Raw genomic sequence first — 20,253 nt, 5'->3', positions numbered from 1 at the left:
ACTTATTTAATGCCTTTATAAAGACTCACATTAAATATTTCTATTAACTTTGTCATTCTGACGGATACAGGCAATTCATTGCTATAACGTCAGAATGACATTGTTTATTATTAGGCACATTTAATTAATACACATGAAAAAAACATTATTCTTTTTAATGGGGGCATGTCTTTTAGGAGCATGTACAACCAATACAGAAGAAAATAAGACAGCTACAGAGTATGTAAATCCATTTATCGGCACAGGTTTTCACGGACACACTTACCCAGGAGCTACTGTTCCTTTCGGAGCAGTCCAACTCAGTCCGGATACACGTAGAGGAGACTGGGATGCCTGTTCCGGCTATCACTACTCAGATTCTACATTATTGGGATTTTCACACACCCATTTAAGTGGTACCGGATGTATTGACTTGGGCGATATTCTATTCCGTCCTACAGTAAACGATGTCACACTCCAAACACAAGGAGACATTTATCGTCCGGCTTCGTTCTCTCACCACACAGAAAAAGCTGTACCCGGATATTATAGCGTCACATTAGACAATGAACAAATCAAAGCAGAGCTGACTGCCACAACTTATGCCGGCATGCATCGGTATACATATCCAGAAGGAAAAGAAGCCCGTATTATTATAGATTTAGCTCATCTGCTGACAGAGGAATTTATCTACGAAGCAGAGCTGAAACAGACTGCCGACAATGAACTGGTGGGTATGCGAAATACAAGAGGATGGGTAGACAATCAGCATATCTATTTCGTAGCACAGTTCTCCAAGCCACTGAAATCGGTTCAATTCATCAGCGATGGAAAAGAAACAACTGATGCGAAAGAAGTGAAAGGAAATCGTATACAAGCTGTAGCCGGATTCGGTCAGGAAAAAGAAATCGTAGCAAAAGTAGGACTTTCTGTAGTAAGCATCGACAATGCACGGGAAAACCTTAGCCATGATATACCTCATTTTGAGTTCGACTCGATATGCAATCAGGCTACTATTTGCTGGAACCAAGCTATGGATAAAGTACAGGTTAAAGGAGGTACAGAAGCTCAACGTACCAATTTCTATACCGCATGGTATCACTCATTGGTAGTACCCAATACTGTAAGTGATGTAAATGGAGAGTATCGCCGGCATGACATGAGCATTGGCAAAGTAGCTCCAGGAAGAAAGATGTATTCTACTTTCTCTACATGGGATACCTTCCGTGCATGGAATCCACTTATGACACTGACCGATACAACACTGGTAAACGATATGGTCAACTCCATGCTTGCTATGTACGATGCATCCGGAGAACTGCCTCTGTGGCCTCTGTCTGCAGGAGAAACCGGTACCATGATTGGTTATCACTCTACTTCGATTATTGCAGATGCTTACCTGAAAGGAATCCGGGGATTCGATGCAGAGAAAGCATTACAAGCCATGATTGCATCTTCTGAAAAGAATAAGAAAGGCGCTGATTATTATATCAAATATGGCTTTATCCCTGCAAATATTAAGAAAGAATCAGTATCGTGTCTGCTTGAGTTTGCTTACGATGACTGGACGATTGCACAAATGGCAAAAGCCATGAACAAGCAGGATGTATACGATACTTACATTGCACGCTCTCAAAATTACATCAACGTATTCGATGGAAAGACAAAATTCTTCCGTGGCAAGAGAATGGATGGAAACTGGGTGAACGGATTCAATCCTTTCGAACCGGGACGTGACTATACTGAGGCAACTGCATGGCAGTATCGCTTCTTCGTGCCTCACGATGTAAACGGTTTGATACAACAGTTTGGTGGAATTGAAGCCTTTACAGCTTGTCTGGATTCATTGTTCTCTGTCAGTTCAGAATTGCATGGAGAATTGGTAGATATCACCGGATTGATTGGTCAGTATGCACACGGAAACGAACCGAGCCATCATATGGCATATCTGTACAACTACGTAGGCCAGCCTTGGAAGACTCAGGAAATGACTCGCCGTCTGCTGGATGAAATGTATGCTCCTACTCCGGAAGGTATCATCGGTAATGAAGACTGCGGGCAGATGTCGGCATGGTATATCCTGTCGTCTATGGGATTGTATCCGGTATGTCCGGGAAGCAATGAATTCTCGTTGACAACTCCTTTGTTCGAACAGACCACACTGAAACTGGCCAATGGCAAGACACTGACCATTACCGCCAACCATCCGGACAAGAATGTATACATCGATAAAGTTGAACTGAACGGACAGGTTATTGAAACCAATTACCTCACTTACGAACAGTTGATGCAAGGAGGTACACTGGCATTTACACTGACAAACAAGCCGAACCACACCCGTGGTAGCGAACCATCCGCTTATCCTCATTCACACACCGAAGGTGAAGTTGTATCTACTCCTTATGTCGATCAGGACTTGGATTTGTTTACCAATCATATTGATGTAGAACTGGCTTCTGCTACAGAAGGCTGTCAGATTCACTATACATTAGACGGTAGTGAACCTACTGCAGCATCTCCTGTATACTCTTCTGCGTTAAGCATAGACCAGACTACTACCATCAAAGCGAAAGGATTCAAGGAAGGCTATCAGGCCAGCCGTACACTGACTATACAGGCAACTAAGGCTGAATTCCGTCCTGCCTTGTCTGTTTCTGCCGGAAAGCAAGGTACTGCCTACACTTATGTAGAAGGATACTTCCAAAAAGTAGCCGACCTGAAAAACGGTAAAGTAATAGAAAAAGGAGTCATGCCGGAACCTTCTATCAAGAACGCCAAACAGCCCGACCACTTCGGTTATACATTCGAAGGACTGATTAATGTACCCGAAGAAGGTGTCTATACCTTCTATACCCGTTCGGACGACGGTAGTGTGTTGTACATCGATGGTGAAAAGATTGTAGACAATGATGCCTCACATGCAGCCATCAGTGCCACAGGCCGCATTGCTCTGCAAAAAGGTCTCCATTCTTATAAACTGCTCTACTTCGAAGACTATGAAGGAGAAGAATTGGGTTGGGGCTGGAAACGTCCCTCTGGAAACAAGATGGAAAACATCCCTGCAAATTTGTTGTATGTGAAATAAATATTTAAACCTGATAATAAAAAACAAGTATTCATGAAAGCACCTCATTCTTTTATTGCCTGTCTCGTAACCGGACTGAGCTTTCTTTCTTTGAATGGAAATGCACAAAGTTGCGGCAATGACAGTATTTATAACCTGCCGTATAAAGATACTTACGTAAAAGAGCCATTGGTGGCAGAAAATACATTTCGTATAGCAAGACCACAATACACTTCATTACCAAAAGACTTTGCACAAGCCAAGAAAATTCTGCCCAACCCTATATGGAGCGGACATGAAGAAGAACTGGAAATGTACTGGCGTGCATGGGAAATAGCTATCGGCAACATCCGTAATCCAGAACCCGGTTCGGGATTTATCATGCCTTATATCGATACGGCTTACAATGGTAATATCTTTATGTGGGACAGCGCCTTCATCCTCATGTTTACCCGTTACGGAGCCCGTTTCTTTCCGTTCCAGAATACGCTGGATAACTTCTATGCCAAGCAGCATCCGGACGGTTTTATCTGCCGTGAAATAAAGGGTAATGGAGCCGACTGTTTCGAACGCTACGACCCTGTAAGCACCGGACCGAATCTGATTCCCTGGTGCGAAATGGTTTACTACCATCAGTTTGGCGATACAGAACGTCTGCACAAAGTATTCCCAGCTTTATGCGCTTACTACAAATGGCTGAAGCTGAACCGTACCTGGCGTAACGGTACCTACTGGTCGAGCGGATGGGGTACAGGTATGGACAATATGCCTCGCGTAAAACAGGGATACAGTATGATATTCAGCCACGGACATATGATTTGGTTGGATACTAACCTGCAACAGCTGTTTACAGCCAATCTTCTGCTGGAAATGGGATTCTATCTCGAACGCTGGCAAGAGATAGAAGAACTGGAAGACGAAGCAACCATGCTGAAAAAATACATCCGTGAAAATATGTGGGATGAAAAGACCGGATTCCTGTACGACCAGTATGCCGACGGTTCTTTGAGTACTACTAAGGGGATTGGCGCATATTGGGCACTTTATTCTGATGTGCTGAACGATACACAGCTGAAACGTATGGTCGACGAACTGAATAATCCGGCTACCTTCAAACGGAAATTCCGTGTTCCTTCTTTGTCGGCAGACAATCCCCGTTACAAAGCAAACGGACGTTACTGGCAGGGAGGAATCTGGCCCAGCACCAACTATATGGTTATGAACGGGCTGACAGAAAAAGGATTCCGTAAAGAAGCCCGCGAAATAGCATTAAGCCATTACGACCAAGTGTTCCAGGTGTATAAAAAGACCGGAACATTCTGGGAATATTATGCTCCCGAATCGGCAGATCCCGGATTTATGGCTCGTGATGAGTTTGTGGGATGGGGAGGACTTGCTCCAATCGGTGAACTGATTGAGTTTATTATCGGTATCAGAGGAGATTATACAGAAAAGCAAATTGTATGGGATATGAATCTGACCGAAGCCAACGGTATCGAACGATATCCTTTCGGACCGGATGGAAGCATTACCATGAAAGCTGCAGCACGCCGTTCTGCATCCGATAAGCCCAAAATTGAAGTAGAATCCAATATTCCATTCGAATTGGTTGTACTCTATGGCGACAAGAAAGAAGTATTCAAAGTAACACCAGGAAAAAATAATTTTTAATAATTGAAAACCATGAAAAAATACCAATGGATTGTAGGAGCGATGTTAGCTTTAAGTCTCTCCTCCCCCACTCAGTCTTTTGCTCAGACTAAAACACAATATCAGTCGAACCGTCCTGCTGTAGATGACAGACATTTTACGTCGGAAGCCATCGAAAAGATTATAGCAGAAGTAAAAGAAGCTATCAAAGATCCTAAACTTCGCTGGATATTCGAAAACTGTTATCCTAATACCCTGGATACAACCGTAAAATTCCAGATGAAAGGCAAAAAGCCCGATACTTTTGTAATAACCGGAGACATTCATGCCATGTGGTTGCGCGACTCTTCTGCCCAACTGTGGCCTTATCTGCAACTGATGCAGCATGACAAAAAACTGCAACAGCTCATTGCAGGCCTCATCAACAGACAGGCAGAATGTATTCTGTTCGACCCTTATGCCAATGCGTTCAACGATGGTCCTACAGGAAGTTACTGGGAATCGGACAATACTCAGAATATGCGTAAAGAATTGCACGAACGTAAATGGGAATTGGATTCTTTGTGCTATCCTATCCGTATAGCTTATTTCTACTACATCCTCACCGGAGATACTTCTGTATTCGATCAGGTATGGAAAGACGCCATGAAACTGGCTGTAAAGACCATGAAAGAACAGCAGCGTAAAGAAGGCAACGGACCGTACAGTTTCACACGTAACTGCGAAAAACCGACAGACTCTCAGATTAACGGGGGATTCGGTGCACCGGTAAAACCGAATGGAATGATTGTCTCTGCATTCCGTCCGTCAGACGATGCAACCCAATACGGATTCCTTATCCCATCCAATATGTTTGCCGTAGTATCTCTCCGTCAATTGGCAGAAATACAGCAGAAGGTGTACAAAGACGAAGCATTTGCCAACGAATGTCTGGCTTTGGCACAGGAAGTAGACGATGCCATCCAGAAACATGCCATCGTAAATCACCCCGTTTGTGGAAAAGTATATGCATTCGAAGTAGACGGTTTCGGCAACAGCCTGTGTATGGACGATGCCAACATTCCAAGCCTTTTGGCTGCTCCTTACTTGGGATACTGCAAACAGGATGACCCGTTGTATCAGAATACACGCAAACTGATATGGAGCGACAACAATCCTTATTTCTTCTCGGGAAAAGACGGTGAAGGAGTAGGCGGACCGCACGTAGGACTGAATTACGCATGGCCTATGAGTATCATCATGAAAGCAATGACCAGCAACAATCCGGAAGAAATCAAAGAATGTCTTAAGATGCTGCGCGATACAGATGCCGGTACCGGATTTATGCATGAATCTTTCAATGTAAACAATGCAGCCGACTTTACCCGTTCGTGGTTTGCATGGGTTAATACCCTCTTCGGAGAACTCATTGTAAAAGTATACCACGAATATCCCGAAATATTGAAGGGAGATTTATAAACTTCATTTCATAACTTATTCATCCATCAGCTATGAAAGAATATGTAATAGCACTCGATTTAGGCGGTACGAATTCGGTTTTAGGACTGGTCGACAAAGAGGGAAAGATTCTGAACCGTTCGTCCTTCAAAACCGGAGATTGCCCAACCATAGAAAGTTACGTGACCCAGTGCGCAGAAAGCGCACGGGCACTTATCTCTCAGGCAGGAGGAAAAGAGACAATCAAAGCATTCGGCATCGGAGCACCCGATGTAAACTATTGGGACCAGACCATAGAAAATGCGACCAACCTGCCTTGGAAAGGAATTGTCCCACTGGCTGTCTTGCTGGAAAAAGAGCTGGATATTCCCGTATACATGACCAACGATGCCAAAGCAGCTGCCTTGGGAGAAATGTTGTACGGAACAGCACAGGGAATGAAAGATTTTATCATGATTACGCTGGGCACAGGAGTAGGCAGCGGTATTGTTGTCAACGGCGAACTGGTATACGGGAAACGCAGTTTTGCCGGAGAACTGGGACATACTTCTGTACGTCCGGAAACCGGCAGAGAATGCCCTTGCGGACGCAGAGGATGTGTAGAAGCATACTGTTCGGCTACCGGAGTCGTGCGTACTGCTCACGAACTGTTGGAGCAAAACAATGAGGAAAGTCTGCTGCGTAAACTTCCGAAAGAAACACTTACTTCCAAAGATATTTACGATGCGGCAATACAGGGAGACAAGTTGGCCAACCGGATATTCGAACTGACAGGAAGTCTGTTGGGAGAAGCCTGTGCCAATTTTGCCACATTCTCCGATCCGGAAGCATTCATATTCTTTGGAGGACTGACCAAAGCCGGTGATTTGCTGATGAAACCTCTGACACAGACCTACGAACAGACTGTATTCGACAATTATAAAGGTACAGCCCGCTTCCTGATTTCTCAATTGGACGATGCCGATGCAGCCCTGCTGGGAGCTGCTGCATTAGCCTGGACCAGATAAGAAGAAAGTTTCAAGTACAAAAAAATACCGCAGTCTTTCGAATGCGGTATTTTTTTATTTCATATTTTCTGTTCACGAACTTAATCTTTTGCCTGATGAACAGTAAGCTGTGGGAACGGGAATCCGATACCTTCTTTATTAAAGGTTTCATACACCACCTTATTCAAGTCGAAATAAACGTTCCAGTATTCTTCTGTAGAAGTCCATACACGCAATTTAATATCGACACTGCTGGCTGAAAGTGCCCCCAAACCAATGAACGGTGCAGGATCCTGCAGGATACGGCTATCTTCCTTGATAATACGTTCCAGTACCTCTCTCACCCGGTTATAGTCTTCACCATATTCCACGCCAATCACCAGTTCTACACGGCGTTTATCCTGCTTACTGTAATTTACAATCGCATTACTGCTCAAGGAGCCGTTGGGTACATAAATCACCTTATTTTCCGGAGTAGTAAGAATCGTATGGAAAATCTGTATCTCACGTACAGTACCTCCCACCTTCTGGGCATCCGATTCAATATAGTCACCTACCTTAAAAGGCTTAAATACCAATATAATCAGCCCTCCGGCAAAGTTGGACAGATTTCCGGACAAAGCCATACCGATAGCCACACCGGCAGAAGCCAGCAAGGCTGCCAAACTGGTAGTTTCAACCCCTAACTTACTGATAATGGCAAAAGCCAATACCAAATTCAGTGTCAGGTTAAGAAAACTTCTCAAAAAAGTCTGAACGCTGATTTCCAGCTTCCGCTTTTCAAGAATCTTCACTACAATACGACTAATCTGTTTTATCAGGAAACGGCCCACAATATAAATAATCACTGCGGACAAAATACTCTTCCCAACCTCTATTCCCCAATCTGCCAGTTTACCCAGAAAATCGTCCAATGTCATTTTCTGAGTGACACTAAGTAATGTTAACAACATAATTCTACGATTTATTTATTCATTCAATATTCCTTTTCCCTGACGGATAATCTCCGGTTCGTCATTACAACAATAAATCACGGTAGAAGGTTCAGTCCCTCCCATTCCTCCGTCGATAACCAGATCGACTTCATCTCCCCATTTTTCATCAATCAGTTCGGGATCCATCACATATTCCACATCTTCCTTCTCGCCTAAGGGCACGGTAGTAGTCAGAATAGGTGCATCGAGCAACCGGCAGATTTCACGGATAATCGGATTGTCGGGCACACGTATTCCCACTTCCTTTCTGTTGCGGAAAATCTTGGGCAAACGGCTGTCTGCATTCAGGATAAAAGTAAACGGACCCGGAAGGTTCCGCTTCATCAGCTTAAACGTGGCATTCTCCACCCGCGCATACTCGCTGATGTTACTCAAGTCATAACAAATGATAGACAGATTATGTTTACGCGGATCCAATCCTTTCAGCTTGCAGATACGTTCTATCGGTCGTTCTTTCAACGCATGACAACCGATGGCATACATCGTATCGGTGGGATAGATAATGATTCCCCCTTCGTTTAATACATCAATCACCCTTTGCAGGATATTCGGATTGTTGTTTTTATCATACAGTTTCAGTCTCATATTTCAATCCTCCTTTCCTACAAAGATAACACTTTCATGCAGAGGAACAAAGAATCCCACCGAACATATCTTTTTTTATTACAGACCGGAAAAATAACTTTTCAGTGCCTCTACATATTCTGCCATTGCTTCCCTTCCTTTCGGAGTCATACGGCAAACGGTACGTGGCTTCTTTCCTGCAAAGCTTTTTTCAATCTCTATGTATCCGGCTTCACTCAATTTGTCGAGCTGGATACTGAGATTTCCGGCTGTAGCCTGTGTCTTCTCTTTCAGATAAACAAACTCAGCCTCTTCTGCCGAAAGCAGGATAGACATTACAGCCAGACGAAGCTGAGAATGAAGTAAAGGGTTCAGTTCTTTGAGCATATCTGTTTTGCCTTTCTGTTAATAATATGACCCGGAACAATCATCATGAACACAAACGAAAGTCCGAAATAAAGATACCAGTGTAACACATGCGCTTCGCCTATGGCATACGATGCCAGCATATAAATGGCAAACACAAAGGCAACCAGCGGAGAGTAAGTTGCCCATGTCTCTTTAATTACTATACCGGTAATGGAAGTCCCTATTCCGCAATAAAGCAGTGCCAAAGGCAACATAAGGGAGAAATCTCCCCGACCGTATACAAAAGTCAGAGCAACGATTACCAATACCGTCAGTATAAACAAAGCACCAATCACCTGCCATACTTGTATCACTACCCGGTCTGTATACGTAACCAGCGGAGTCTTACGCCCACGCTGCACGAATTTCAATATACCCCAAAAAACAAACATGGCAAACCACCCTAAAGCCCATACATTGTTTCCGGTAGAGGTGACTAATACAAACAGCAGCACCGACAGTAGGGCTGAGAAATATCCCCAGGCCAGAAACTGATTGCCACTGCCTACTTCCATATTCTCGCGTGTAGAACGAATCATCTGAGAGATTAGTTCCAGACTTTCCCTTTCAGTCAATTTCTTTTCTTCCATAGTTACTTTATTTTCGTTCGTTATTTTCTTCTGTATAATACAGGGATATCAGTTCCATGACCAGACTCAATCCCCAGCCGGCTATTACCCATAATACCCACCAGTAAGAAGGGGTAAATACATAGTTCATGACGGATAGAAAAATACACATCACGATATAGTGCGCTACCTTCAACTTCATTTTCACAGACCATACTTTCGTATTGCCGGTATTACTGTTCATTGCATCCATAAGTTACGCTTTTTAATATTACAAAATGGTTTATTTTATAAACTACATGCAGTTAAATAAAAGCAAGGAGGCGCGCATCTCACTTGCTTTCATCGCAAATATAAATAAGTTTATTTTATAAACCAAATGAAAATAAAGTTTTTACAACTATTTTTTCAATTTACATATCAAAAAAGCAGCTATTGTACATTTACAGACATTCAACCTCTTCAGACAAGTCATCGTACTGTATTTATTCAGTTGTATAGCCGACGACGTCGAATATACAATCGACGACGCCGGCTATACATCCAGCGTCGCCAATTACATATTCAGCGACGCTGATTACATCCTACAACTACAGTCCGTTACAAATCCAAACAGACTAATAACAATCTATTTCTTCAATGGAATAACCATGTTCCATGTCTTCTCAAAATCCCATTGTGCACGACCTACACCTACCGCAGCGAATAAATAAGCAGGTTTTCCATCTTCAAACAAAATAAACGGGCGCTCAAAATTAACAGGAGTAGAAACCGTATTATCATTCCAGCGAATTGTTCTGGAATAGGCTTTTACAGGAGAAGACAAAGTCCAATCTATTCCATTCTCCGATACGGCATGTACACCACCTCCCACTTCGCCACAGATGTGTCCGAAACGGTCTTTCATGACCAGTTCATAATGGTCTTTTTCCCACCATACAAAAGGATCTTCCACATCACTTTCTTTATTTTTTTCTGTGGCAAACTGAAAAATAGGATTTTCTGATATTCTATGATATTCTCCCTGAGGATGATCTGCTTCTGCCACTCCCAACAAAAGAGGTGGTTCCGAGCTCTTTTCCGATGATTTATACATAAGAAATATTTTTCCTGTTTTCGGATTCACAACCGGAGAGGGATTACTGGTAATTGTAGCATCCCAATGTCCCGGGCGAGGTTCTATCACTGGCTTATCCATTCTCTCCCACGGACCATAAAGCGATTTTGCAGATGCCACTCCGATACGTTTATTCACCCATGCTTTTTCAAACCAGTCGTCTACCAACTTTGATCCTGGCTGAGGACGAGGATAGTCGTATGTGGTTCCTACATAAAATAGATAATATTTTCCTTCATAATAGATCACACGTGGATTCATGGCACACTTTCCATCAAAATAAGTAGAGTCCCTCGGTCCTATCGCTATATCAGAAAACACATACGGTCCTTCCGGAGTATCCGATACGGCATGAGCAATCTCCGTATTGGTCACCCAATTCCCGAATTCCAAACTTTGGGGCCACATATCAGCAAACATATGATATTTTCCATCCTCTCCTTTTATCACAGAGGATCCCCATATCCAATACCCGTCTCTCATAAAACCGGCCTCCTTGGGAGCAGGCATCAGCTTGTCAATAAAAGCTTCTTTCTTTTCGACAGTACATGAAACAAACAGTACAACGAACAAAGACAAATACCACCAATTTTTCATAGCATTTACAAATAACAACAAATCGTTAAACTTTTAATAGATATATTCTTTTCAATAACTTATATTACTAAGTTCCGTATTGAATATTTTTCAGTAGCTTGCAGACGATATAAAGACAGTCGGGAAAATATTAAAAAGAATGGGTATCGTACCTCGACAAGTTACAAAGGTGAAAATAAAAGAGTGTGCTTCATAGCGTCCATCCAAGTCTCTTTTCACAGCAGAAAAGGTCTGAAGAGAAAAACTCTTCAGACCTTTTTGTGTATTAAAATTCACTTGTAAAGTGGAACTTAATATGCTTGAAATCCATCTGAGCCATCTGGAGTACATAACCGCTGTCGGCCAGGAATACATCGCGTCCTTCGCGGTCTTTGGCCATATACTGGTACTTACGTTTCTTGAACGCTTCCAACTCTGCAGGATCATCACTTTCTATCCAGCAGGCTTTATACAGGCTAATCGGTTCCCAGCGGCATTTTGCGTTGTATTCGTTTTCGAGACGATACTGGATTACCTCAAACTGCAGCTGTCCTACGGTACCGATAATCTTACGGCCGTTGAACTGATTGACAAACAACTGAGCCACACCTTCGTCCATCAACTGATCGATACCCTTATTCAACTGTTTGGTTTTCATCGGGTCTGCATTCTCAATATACTTGAACATTTCAGGAGAGAAACTTGGCAATCCCTTGAAGTGCAAGTTCTCGCCTTCGGTCAGCGTATCTCCGATTTTAAAGGTACCATTATCCGGCAAACCGATGATATCGCCAGCCCAAGCCTCATCTACAGTAGTCTTACGCTGTGCCATGAACTGAGTCGGCGATGAAAAACGCATTGTCTTGTTATGACGTACATGCAGATAAGGAGTGTTACGGGTAAACTTACCGGAACATACCTTACAGAATGCTACACACGAACGGTGATTCGGGTCGATATTGGCTGTAATCTTGAATACAAATCCGGTAAACTTAGGTTCATCGGGATTTACGGTACGCTCTTCGGCCATTACCGGACGCGGACTCGGCGCAATCTCCACAAAACAGTCGAGCAATTCCTGTACACCGAAGTTATTCAATGCCGAACCAAAGAAAACCGGCGCCAGTTCGCCTTTCAGATAATCTTCAATCTGGAATTCCGGATAAACACCATCAATCAACTCCAGTTCGCTACGGAGTTTCTCTGCCAAAGGAGTTCCGATATGATTGTCCAGATCTTCGGTATGAATATCAACTTCCACCTTCTCTGTTACCACCTGCTTGGACGGTTGGAACAAATTCAGCTTCTGTTCATAAATATTGTATACGCCTTTGAAACGGGGACCACTTTCGATAGGCCAGGTAAGCGGACGTACATGAATAGACAATTCCTCTTCCAGTTCGTCGAGCAAATCGAACGGATCTTTTGCTTCACGGTCCATCTTGTTGACGAAGATAATAACCGGCGTATTTCGCATACGGCATACCTCCATCAGCTTACGAGTCTGACTTTCCACACCCTTCGCACCATCCACCACGATGATAACACTGTCTACTGCAGTCAGTGTACGGTAAGTATCTTCTGCAAAGTCCTGGTGACCCGGAGTATCCAAAATATTAATCTTGTAGTCGTGATAATCGAACTCCATTACCGAAGTGGTGACAGAGATACCACGCTGCTTTTCAATATCCATCCAGTCGGATGTAGCCGTTTTCTTGATTTTGTTCGATTTTACGGCTCCCGCCACCTGAATCTGTCCTCCGAACAGCAACAGTTTTTCGGTCAACGATGTCTTACCGGCATCCGGATGCGCAATAATCGCAAAGGTTCGTCTTCTTTCTATTTCCGCGTTCATTATATTGATCTATCTAATTATTTTTCAAATCTATCTATATACATTTAACTATAAAAAGCACACTACAGTGTGCTCGTACAAAGAGATCTCTCTTACTCGAAATCCAGTTCTCCCTGTTTGTCCTTTATGTAATATCCTGCAAGAATAGCCAGCAAATCTCCCACTACTTTGAGCGCCTTCTGTGTTTCTTCACTGATGGTCTTTTTCTGCAGCTTCAGCATCAAGACCCCATACATGGCATCAAAGCAGGTTTCCAGTTCAGGAGCATCCTTATCCGCTCCCTTAGCACGAAGTTCCACAATAAAAGGCAGAGCCTTATAATAGGCAGCACTGTAATAAGGAAATTTAGGCGAATGAAGCAAACGCAAATGCAGGTCTGTAAGCCACACAATTACATTCTTATTGATTTGAATATGCCCTTTTTTCATGACTCCCTCGTCATGCATCATATTTATCAAATCCTGATACCATTGCTCCAGGGCTTTTTTCTGTTCTTCGGTTATGGGATACGGATCGATAATATTCTTCCGTATTTTTTCCATATCGAAACCATTGGCACGAATCAAGTCCTCAATCTGCCACATATACAGCAGATACTCTGCAATATTCTGTTGTTTTAACTGTTGAGAAATATACATATCTTGTTACGAGAAAGATTTTCCAGTAATTGCCATCACAATACCTACTACAGATGCAATCATAACGACTACTCCGATAATGCGGTTCAGTATCCAAATACCCCGCACATTAAAACGGGTACGGACTTTGTTTACAAAATACGTAATACCAAACCACCAGGCCAATGCCCCTATCACAATAGCCAGATATCCTACCAGCTGCAATTCCAGAGGACTTCCCGGCATGACAAAAGAAAAACGGGCAAAAAGACCGATAAATAAGAATATAATCAAAGGATTGGAGAATGTAACGAAGAAAGCCGTAACAAAATTGTGCAAATAAGTACCGCGACTGGCAGAAGTAGGCCGGAGCGATTTCACCGGATTGCTGCGAAAAGTATAAATACCAAAAGCCAACAGCATAATGCTACCTACTACCTGCAGAAAAATCTGATGTTTCAGAATCAGCTCGTCCATAAAACTCATGCCATAGCCAGTTATCAGGGCATAGCAGATATCACTTAAGGCAGCTCCCAAACCTGTTACAAAACCAAACCAGCGTCCCTTGTTCAATGTTCGTTGAATGCAAAGTACGCCGACAGGACCCAGCGGGGCAGACACAACCACTCCCACAATAATCCCTTTTATTAAAATATCCAGTATGGTAACCTGCTCTATCCAATTCATAATGCAAAGATGATACTTTTTTACGAAAGTACCTATTTTTTATAAATAATAATACATCGAATCCAAAGGCTAAAGAAGAAGATAAACAGATTATTTTCCAAAAAGAAATGCCCATGAAAGCCTTTCCTGCAAGACTTTCATGGGCATTTCCTCCTTGAAGAGATTTTATAGCCAAGAATAACTATTTTTTCTTTTTAACAGAATGAAGCACTTCGCCTTTCTTATTGATCATATGTAAAGTCAGCTCCTTCTTGTCGGCAGTAATGAGAGAGAACCCGGTCTGATCACTGCAAAAAACAGTACCTTCTGTAGGGTTCACTTTACGGCTTAACGAGCCCGATGAATTTACTACATAATCGATATTACTGCCCTTCATGCGGATATGCTGGAAATTATGGATATGTCCGCATAAATACATGGATACATTATTGTGCTTACGCAACAAGGTATCTACACGTTTCTGAAGGTCGGTACGTTCTGATACGCTTTTTTTAGTATCTGCATAGATAGGATGATGGCCTACTACCAAAATCCAGTCTTCTTTTGCAGAAGCCAGTACAGAGTCTATCCATGCCAGCTGCTTGTCTATATCCTGCAATACTGCATCCGGATATTTTTCTGTATCTTCCCGATATTTGTCAATCAGAGGAGCTGTATCAATCATAACCAGACGGATAGTAACTCCATCATTTTCCAACACCTTTGTATAGTAACGGTCGGGCATACGCCAGCGGGCACTTACGTTAGTATAATCGATTACCGCCTGTGAATTACTTCTATATTCATGATTTCCTAAAACCGGATACCAAGGCAGCATCAATTCCGGATGACTGTAAATCAATTCATAGTTAGTCATCCACAGAGGATCGTTTACACTACGTACTCCTTCAAAGTGATGTACGTCGCCGGCAGCTACTACACATTCTATATCTACGTTTTCAGCCATTACTCCCATCAGTTCGGCAATAGGCTTCTGATCATAATAGCCATTTCGTCCCAAATCATTTGCCAAAAAGAAATTCAGAGGTTTTTCCAAAGTTTTCCAAGCCTGCGGGTTTTGTGCAAATGATGCTAACGAAATCAAAGTAATCCAACATAAAGCAATTATCTTCTTCATAAAAATCTATTGTTTATTTATTATAAATCGTATGCTCTCTCCACAAAACTCATCCGAAAACAAGTTTTGCAGAGAGATTACCATATTCTACAAATGTCTCAAATCCCAATTAAAAACTTACTTTAATACCTGCATTAGCTTTTACACCATAATATTCTGCCTGCATGGTACGTTCTTCTGTTCCCTGATAGTAACGTAAAGGCTGGTTCAAAAGGTTGGTAGCTTCTGCATACACAGTACATTTCACTTTCTTTCCAAAAGTATAGCCTGCATTCAAATCCATATAATTTACAGCATCGTAGTAACGATCCAATTCTGCATGTTCGCCCATTTCATCAATAAAGGCAGAAGCATAATTATAAGACAGACGTAAGTTAAATCCTTTTTTCTCGAAATACAGTGAAAGGTTTGCTGTATGTTCCGGTGAACCCGGCAAGCTAAGTCCGGTTTCGTTTTCACGACCTTCGAAATTGAAGTTCTTCACATTGGTATAAGTATAAGTATAGTTACCATAGAAACCTACACATTTCAATGCCGGAGCAATGAATCCGAAGTCACGCTGATAAGCCAATTCTACACCAAACAAGTCAGCATCACCACCGTTTACAGCCTGAGTAATTTTAAAGTTCACATCTTCGTATCCAGGATAACCGCCACGAGTACGCTGATCTACGATAAAGTCATCGATACGTTTGTAGAACAAACCGGCCGATACAAGACCAATACTCTTGAAGTAATAATCTGCACTCAAGTCGAAGTTATACGAAATAGTCGGAGTCAAATCCGGATTACCGATATTGATTTTTTCATCATCCAAATCCAATGCTACACTTGGAACCAATGCAGAATATTTCGGTCTTGCCAATGTTTCGGTGAACGAAGCACGCAACTTCAAGTCATCGTTTACATCAAACTTATACAACACACTTGGCAAGAAGTTGATATAGCTGTTCTTTCTTTCGCCAGTAGGCTCCAGTGATTCATCGCCATCCGCCGGTTTCAGCCAGTTCCATCCGCTATATTTCAAGTCTGTAGCTTCCATACGCAGACCCAATACCAACTGATGACGTTTTCCCAGATTCTGGTCAAAGCGAACATATGCAGAAGTTACACTTTCGGTTGCATCGTAGTTACCAGAAGATTCTTCCCACAAGCGTTCACCTTCCATAGAAGCAAAGTTCATATCTCCCAAGTATTCTTTTTTCACGAAATCAGTACCTTTATATTGTGCTCCCGGCATATATCCATCACGTACCTGATAAGCCAAATGATTCAAATAATCGGTATTGGTTTCTCCATACGCATCTTTGTAATCGTAAGCTTCTATATCTTTTGTTTTAGACTTACGCACATATTTTGCACCGAATTTCAATTTATTGCCATATAAACCGGAAGCCAAGGGAAGTTCGAAATTCAAATGGAACTTAGCATCATCTTCATGAATTTTCTGATTTGAATTTGTCAATGCATCTACCTCCCATTCACCTTCTCTTGTATTTATCAAGTTGGTGACATACGGGAAACGAGTGCCGGCATTTACCACATCCAGAGAAATGTCTTTCTGCTTCAAATTGAAATAACGTTCTTCCGGACGGTCTTCACTTGCACGGGCATATGAAGCTCCCCAGTCCATCTGCAGTTTTCCAAACAAATGTTCACCCTCCAATGAATAATCCATTGTCTGCTGCAATTCCAAACGAGCGTTGCGATTATCCGACGAACCACCTTTTGTTTCAACTTCTACTTTAGCTTCTCCATCGGCAGCAGCATCCAAATCTTTGTAAGAAATACGATAACGATTTTCCCAGTCGTGACGACGGTTATAAATACTCTTGAATGTCAGTTTATGATTGGGGTTGAAGTTATAATCCAATGCCAATGAATAACTCTGTCGCTGACGGGTTACGTAATACTGACGAGTTTCAGCATCTGTAATGAAAACTTCACCTGTTTCTTCGTCACGATCGTATTCAAATTCTACATCATCCGAACCAATAGGTGCATTCTGATAAGAAACAGCAGCCATCACACCCAGTTTATCGTTAAAGAAACGGTCACCGTAAGTAAATCCAAAGTTCATCTGTGCATCTTTACTTACAGGGTTATATCCTGTACCGGCTGTTGCATTCAACACTCTCTTATAAGGAGTACTCTTTGTAATCAAGTTGATAGAACCACCAATGGCATCTGCATCCATATCAGAAGTAACTACCTTATTTACTTCTATAGTCTGTACCATATCAGAAGGAATCAGGTCCAACTGAACATTACGCACATCTCCTTCTGCAGAAGGAAGACGGTTACCGTTGATTGTCACAGAACTCAAATCGGCAGATGTACCACGAACCTGACCGAAACGAGCTTCACCCTGGTCGTACTGTACATTGATACCACTGATACGTTTCAAAGCATCACCAATATTGGAATCAGGGAATTTACCTACCTGATCGGCAGATACAACATTTACAACTCCCATTTTATTTTTCTGTGCATTCAATGCTTTTCTCTGTCCGGTGAATACACCCTTCACGCTTACTTCCTGAAGTTCCAATCCCTCTTTCAGTATAATTGTTTTTTCCAAAGTCTTTCCTTCCGGAACTGTCACTGTCATTTCGGTGGGAGTATATCCTACATAAGTAACTTTAATTTTATAAGTGCCTGGTTTCAGATTGGGAAGTGTATAAAAACCATCCATATCACTGATTACTCCAGTTTTCAAGTTTTCTACATAAATAGATGCTCCCGGCAAAACATGCTTGCCAGCATCCACCACACGTCCACGTATTACTCCCAACTCTGGAGAAACCACATTATTTTCAGACCATGCTACATTTAAAGATGCCGCAGAAAGAAACAGCATCGCTGCTACCCTAAAAGTTTTTTTCATTGCTTTTATAATCTTTTAAATACTGCGACAAAGGTCGACTATTCCAGTTTCATAGTCTTTTCAGGTTATTTAAAAATTCATCACATTTGTTTTACAAAATTATTACACCCTACCTTTCAAAATCAGATTTATTATTAACCTATAAATGAGAAAAGCTCAAAAAGAAAGCCTTTATCGAATTGAAGCACAAGAAATTTCTTTCCAAGTGCAACCTCAGATAAAGGCTTTTATCATGGCGATTATAATTATTATATCAGTATTACAGACTCCATAGACATATTGATTTTTCCAAGTGTATGCTCACATCAAGAAAATATCATTGAAATAAAAACGAAAAGGTATCAATTTCATGGAAAAAGAAACCACCCTCTCCGATATTATTCCGAATCTCTTTCGCAAGCCGGAAGTGTTATGCTGTTTACTGTCCGCAGCCAGTAATCTTTTACATCCTTCCAATGATAGTAAGGAGCAGTATCTGTTTTTACCATTGGAAGTGTAACCTCACGCTCATTAAGCAACAACTTTACAATAACATCTTGCGGATTCTTCTTTTTCCGATAAAAAATCAACTGAACATTTCCACACATCGGAATAATACGGTAAGTACGGAAAGTATCTGCTATTTTCTGCCAGTCGGACGTGGATGCTGATAAATTACCAATACCCATCAGTACTGTCAATGGAGCCAAATTTGTATCGTGTCCATAACGCAATGTAGCAGCAGGATGTCCTGAAGCGATCACAGAATCGGCTGTCACCACAAAATTCTCAAGCAAGTTACGCTCCAGTTTATACATACAGGCATCACTCAACGGAGAAGCTCCTTTCTCATAATACCATTCGAAATTATTTCTTTGCCACATGTCATACTGTTCATCCAAAGTAAAGAGGAAAGACAAATCTTTCTGCCCATAACTACTCTGACTGATTCCATGTAACTCGAATAAATCTTTCATTAAGGTGACAGAATCGATTGAATCGGCATATTTCCGATTGTTGAATAAAGTCTTCATAAGATGAGACGGATGTATATAGACACTGTCTGCCAGACGGTAAACTTCATCCATTTCGGAAAGATGCATTTCTTCATATGCCGGATTCTTATACTTTATATAATAGGCATCATGCTCACTGGCATCCATTGTAATATCCAAAGCGGGATTTAACCCTTTCAGTTCCACACAAGCTGCAGCCATTGACAAAAATGCCCGCGTTTTATAAGTAGAACGAGCATCTACATGCACACCGTTTGTAAAGACAGAAGGATAACGATGAAACATTCTTGCTACCAAATCTCTATGCTGCTGCACTCCTTTAGGAGTAAGTTCCCCATAACGTCCTTCGGCCTCCTTTGCCAAACTCTCAATTATCTCTAAAGCCTTTTTCCCCTCTTTAGTCAATGCACCATAACGTTTCGCTTCTCTTAGTACAGTCAGAGGTCTATCATACTTTTTCTGTTTTGTCAGATAACGTGAACCATGACGTGCAAACATCGAAATATAAAAAGGCTCATAACCTTCTGGAGCTTCTGTCAATGTAACATCAGGTACCTGATAAGCATAATACTTTCCGGCAGACAAATCCTGATTTCTCTTAATCTCGTCCTTTGCACTTTGGGCCCATACCGTTCCGGAAAACAGACATAGGGCCATTATAATCCATATCTTTTTCATACATTTTTTTGACTTTAAAAGTACCATTTCTAATCTTATCAGTATTTTTTCATTACCGTATTTCCTTCAAGC

At 41.9% G+C, this 20,253-nt stretch carries 16 protein-coding genes; 4 read left to right on the top strand and 12 right to left on the bottom strand.

Going from position 1 to position 20,253, the window contains the following annotated elements; genetic code table 11:
• The first annotated feature begins 133 nt into the window (after positions 1-133).
• From WKU26_RS02165 to WKU26_RS02150, 4 genes are read left to right on the top strand one after another with little or no spacing between them, the layout of a single operon-like run.
• On the top strand, positions 134-3,064 hold the full coding sequence (locus WKU26_RS02165) for a GH92 family glycosyl hydrolase (protein WP_340320743.1): 2,931 nt from the start codon (positions 134-136) through the stop codon (positions 3,062-3,064).
• Between the two features lie 33 nt (positions 3,065-3,097).
• On the top strand, positions 3,098-4,714 hold the full coding sequence (locus WKU26_RS02160) for an MGH1-like glycoside hydrolase domain-containing protein (protein ID WP_340320742.1): 1,617 nt from the start codon (positions 3,098-3,100) through the stop codon (positions 4,712-4,714).
• 12 nt (positions 4,715-4,726) lie between these two features.
• The gene (locus WKU26_RS02155) at positions 4,727-6,151 is read left to right on the top strand and encodes a glycoside hydrolase family 125 protein (protein ID WP_445323202.1); all 1,425 of its coding nucleotides are present in this window, start codon (positions 4,727-4,729) and stop codon (positions 6,149-6,151) included.
• Positions 6,152-6,183: 32 nt separating this feature from the next.
• A complete protein-coding gene (locus WKU26_RS02150) occupies positions 6,184-7,137 on the top strand; it encodes an ROK family protein (RefSeq protein ID WP_340320741.1) in 954 nt (317 codons plus the stop codon).
• Between the two features lie 80 nt (positions 7,138-7,217).
• Here WKU26_RS02150 and WKU26_RS02145 read toward each other — a convergent pair whose 3' ends face one another.
• The 12 genes from WKU26_RS02145 to WKU26_RS02090 all read right to left on the bottom strand — a co-directional run bounded on the left by WKU26_RS02145 (position 7,218) and on the right by WKU26_RS02090 (position 20,181).
• Positions 7,218-8,069, bottom strand: a complete 852-nt coding sequence (locus WKU26_RS02145) for a mechanosensitive ion channel family protein (protein WP_269878306.1) — start codon at positions 8,067-8,069, stop codon at positions 7,218-7,220.
• Positions 8,070-8,084: 15 nt separating this feature from the next.
• On the bottom strand, positions 8,085-8,696 hold the full coding sequence (locus tag WKU26_RS02140; RefSeq protein WP_178265958.1) for an L-threonylcarbamoyladenylate synthase: 612 nt from the start codon (positions 8,694-8,696) through the stop codon (positions 8,085-8,087).
• Positions 8,697-8,774: 78 nt separating this feature from the next.
• Positions 8,775-9,062: a winged helix-turn-helix domain-containing protein gene (locus WKU26_RS02135; RefSeq protein ID WP_269878308.1), complete on the bottom strand. Its 288-nt coding sequence runs from the start codon at positions 9,060-9,062 to the stop codon at positions 8,775-8,777.
• A complete protein-coding gene (locus WKU26_RS02130) occupies positions 9,047-9,673 on the bottom strand; it encodes a hypothetical protein (protein ID WP_340320740.1) in 627 nt (208 codons plus the stop codon). The genes WKU26_RS02135 and WKU26_RS02130 overlap by 16 nt, the downstream gene beginning before the upstream one ends.
• 7 nt (positions 9,674-9,680) lie before the next feature.
• Entirely contained in the window at positions 9,681-9,905 is a 225-nt protein-coding gene (locus WKU26_RS02125; RefSeq protein WP_178265961.1) for a 2TM domain-containing protein, read from the bottom strand.
• 375 nt (positions 9,906-10,280) lie between these two features.
• Positions 10,281-11,366 carry a glycoside hydrolase family protein gene (locus WKU26_RS02120; protein ID WP_269878311.1) on the bottom strand — a complete coding sequence of 362 codons (1,086 nt, stop codon included), beginning with the start codon at positions 11,364-11,366 and terminating at the stop codon, positions 10,281-10,283.
• Positions 11,367-11,631: 265 nt separating this feature from the next.
• A complete protein-coding gene (locus tag WKU26_RS02115; protein WP_178265963.1) occupies positions 11,632-13,200 on the bottom strand; it encodes a peptide chain release factor 3 in 1,569 nt (522 codons plus the stop codon).
• A 92-nt stretch (positions 13,201-13,292) separates the two neighbouring features.
• Positions 13,293-13,838 carry a DUF4924 family protein gene (locus tag WKU26_RS02110; RefSeq protein ID WP_340320739.1) on the bottom strand — a complete coding sequence of 182 codons (546 nt, stop codon included), beginning with the start codon at positions 13,836-13,838 and terminating at the stop codon, positions 13,293-13,295.
• Positions 13,839-13,844: 6 nt separating this feature from the next.
• Complete coding sequence (locus tag WKU26_RS02105) at positions 13,845-14,504, bottom strand: LysE family translocator (protein WP_178265965.1); 660 nt, start codon at positions 14,502-14,504, stop codon at positions 13,845-13,847.
• Between the two features lie 181 nt (positions 14,505-14,685).
• Positions 14,686-15,621 carry a metallophosphoesterase gene (locus WKU26_RS02100; protein ID WP_340320738.1) on the bottom strand — a complete coding sequence of 312 codons (936 nt, stop codon included), beginning with the start codon at positions 15,619-15,621 and terminating at the stop codon, positions 14,686-14,688.
• Positions 15,622-15,730: 109 nt separating this feature from the next.
• A complete protein-coding gene (locus WKU26_RS02095) occupies positions 15,731-18,508 on the bottom strand; it encodes a TonB-dependent receptor (protein WP_340320737.1) in 2,778 nt (925 codons plus the stop codon).
• A 377-nt stretch (positions 18,509-18,885) separates the two neighbouring features.
• Positions 18,886-20,181, bottom strand: coding sequence for a histidine-type phosphatase (locus WKU26_RS02090; RefSeq protein ID WP_340320736.1), 1,296 nt, complete (start codon positions 20,179-20,181; stop codon positions 18,886-18,888).
• Between the last annotated feature and the right edge of the window lie 72 nt (positions 20,182-20,253).

It is taken from the genome of Phocaeicola sp. HCN-40430, from assembly GCF_037890285.1.
GTDB classification, from domain to species: domain Bacteria; phylum Bacteroidota; class Bacteroidia; order Bacteroidales; family Bacteroidaceae; genus Phocaeicola; species Phocaeicola acetigenes.
The sequence above is the reverse complement of the archived record's forward strand: the minus strand, read 5'-3'. Positions and strand labels throughout refer to the sequence as shown.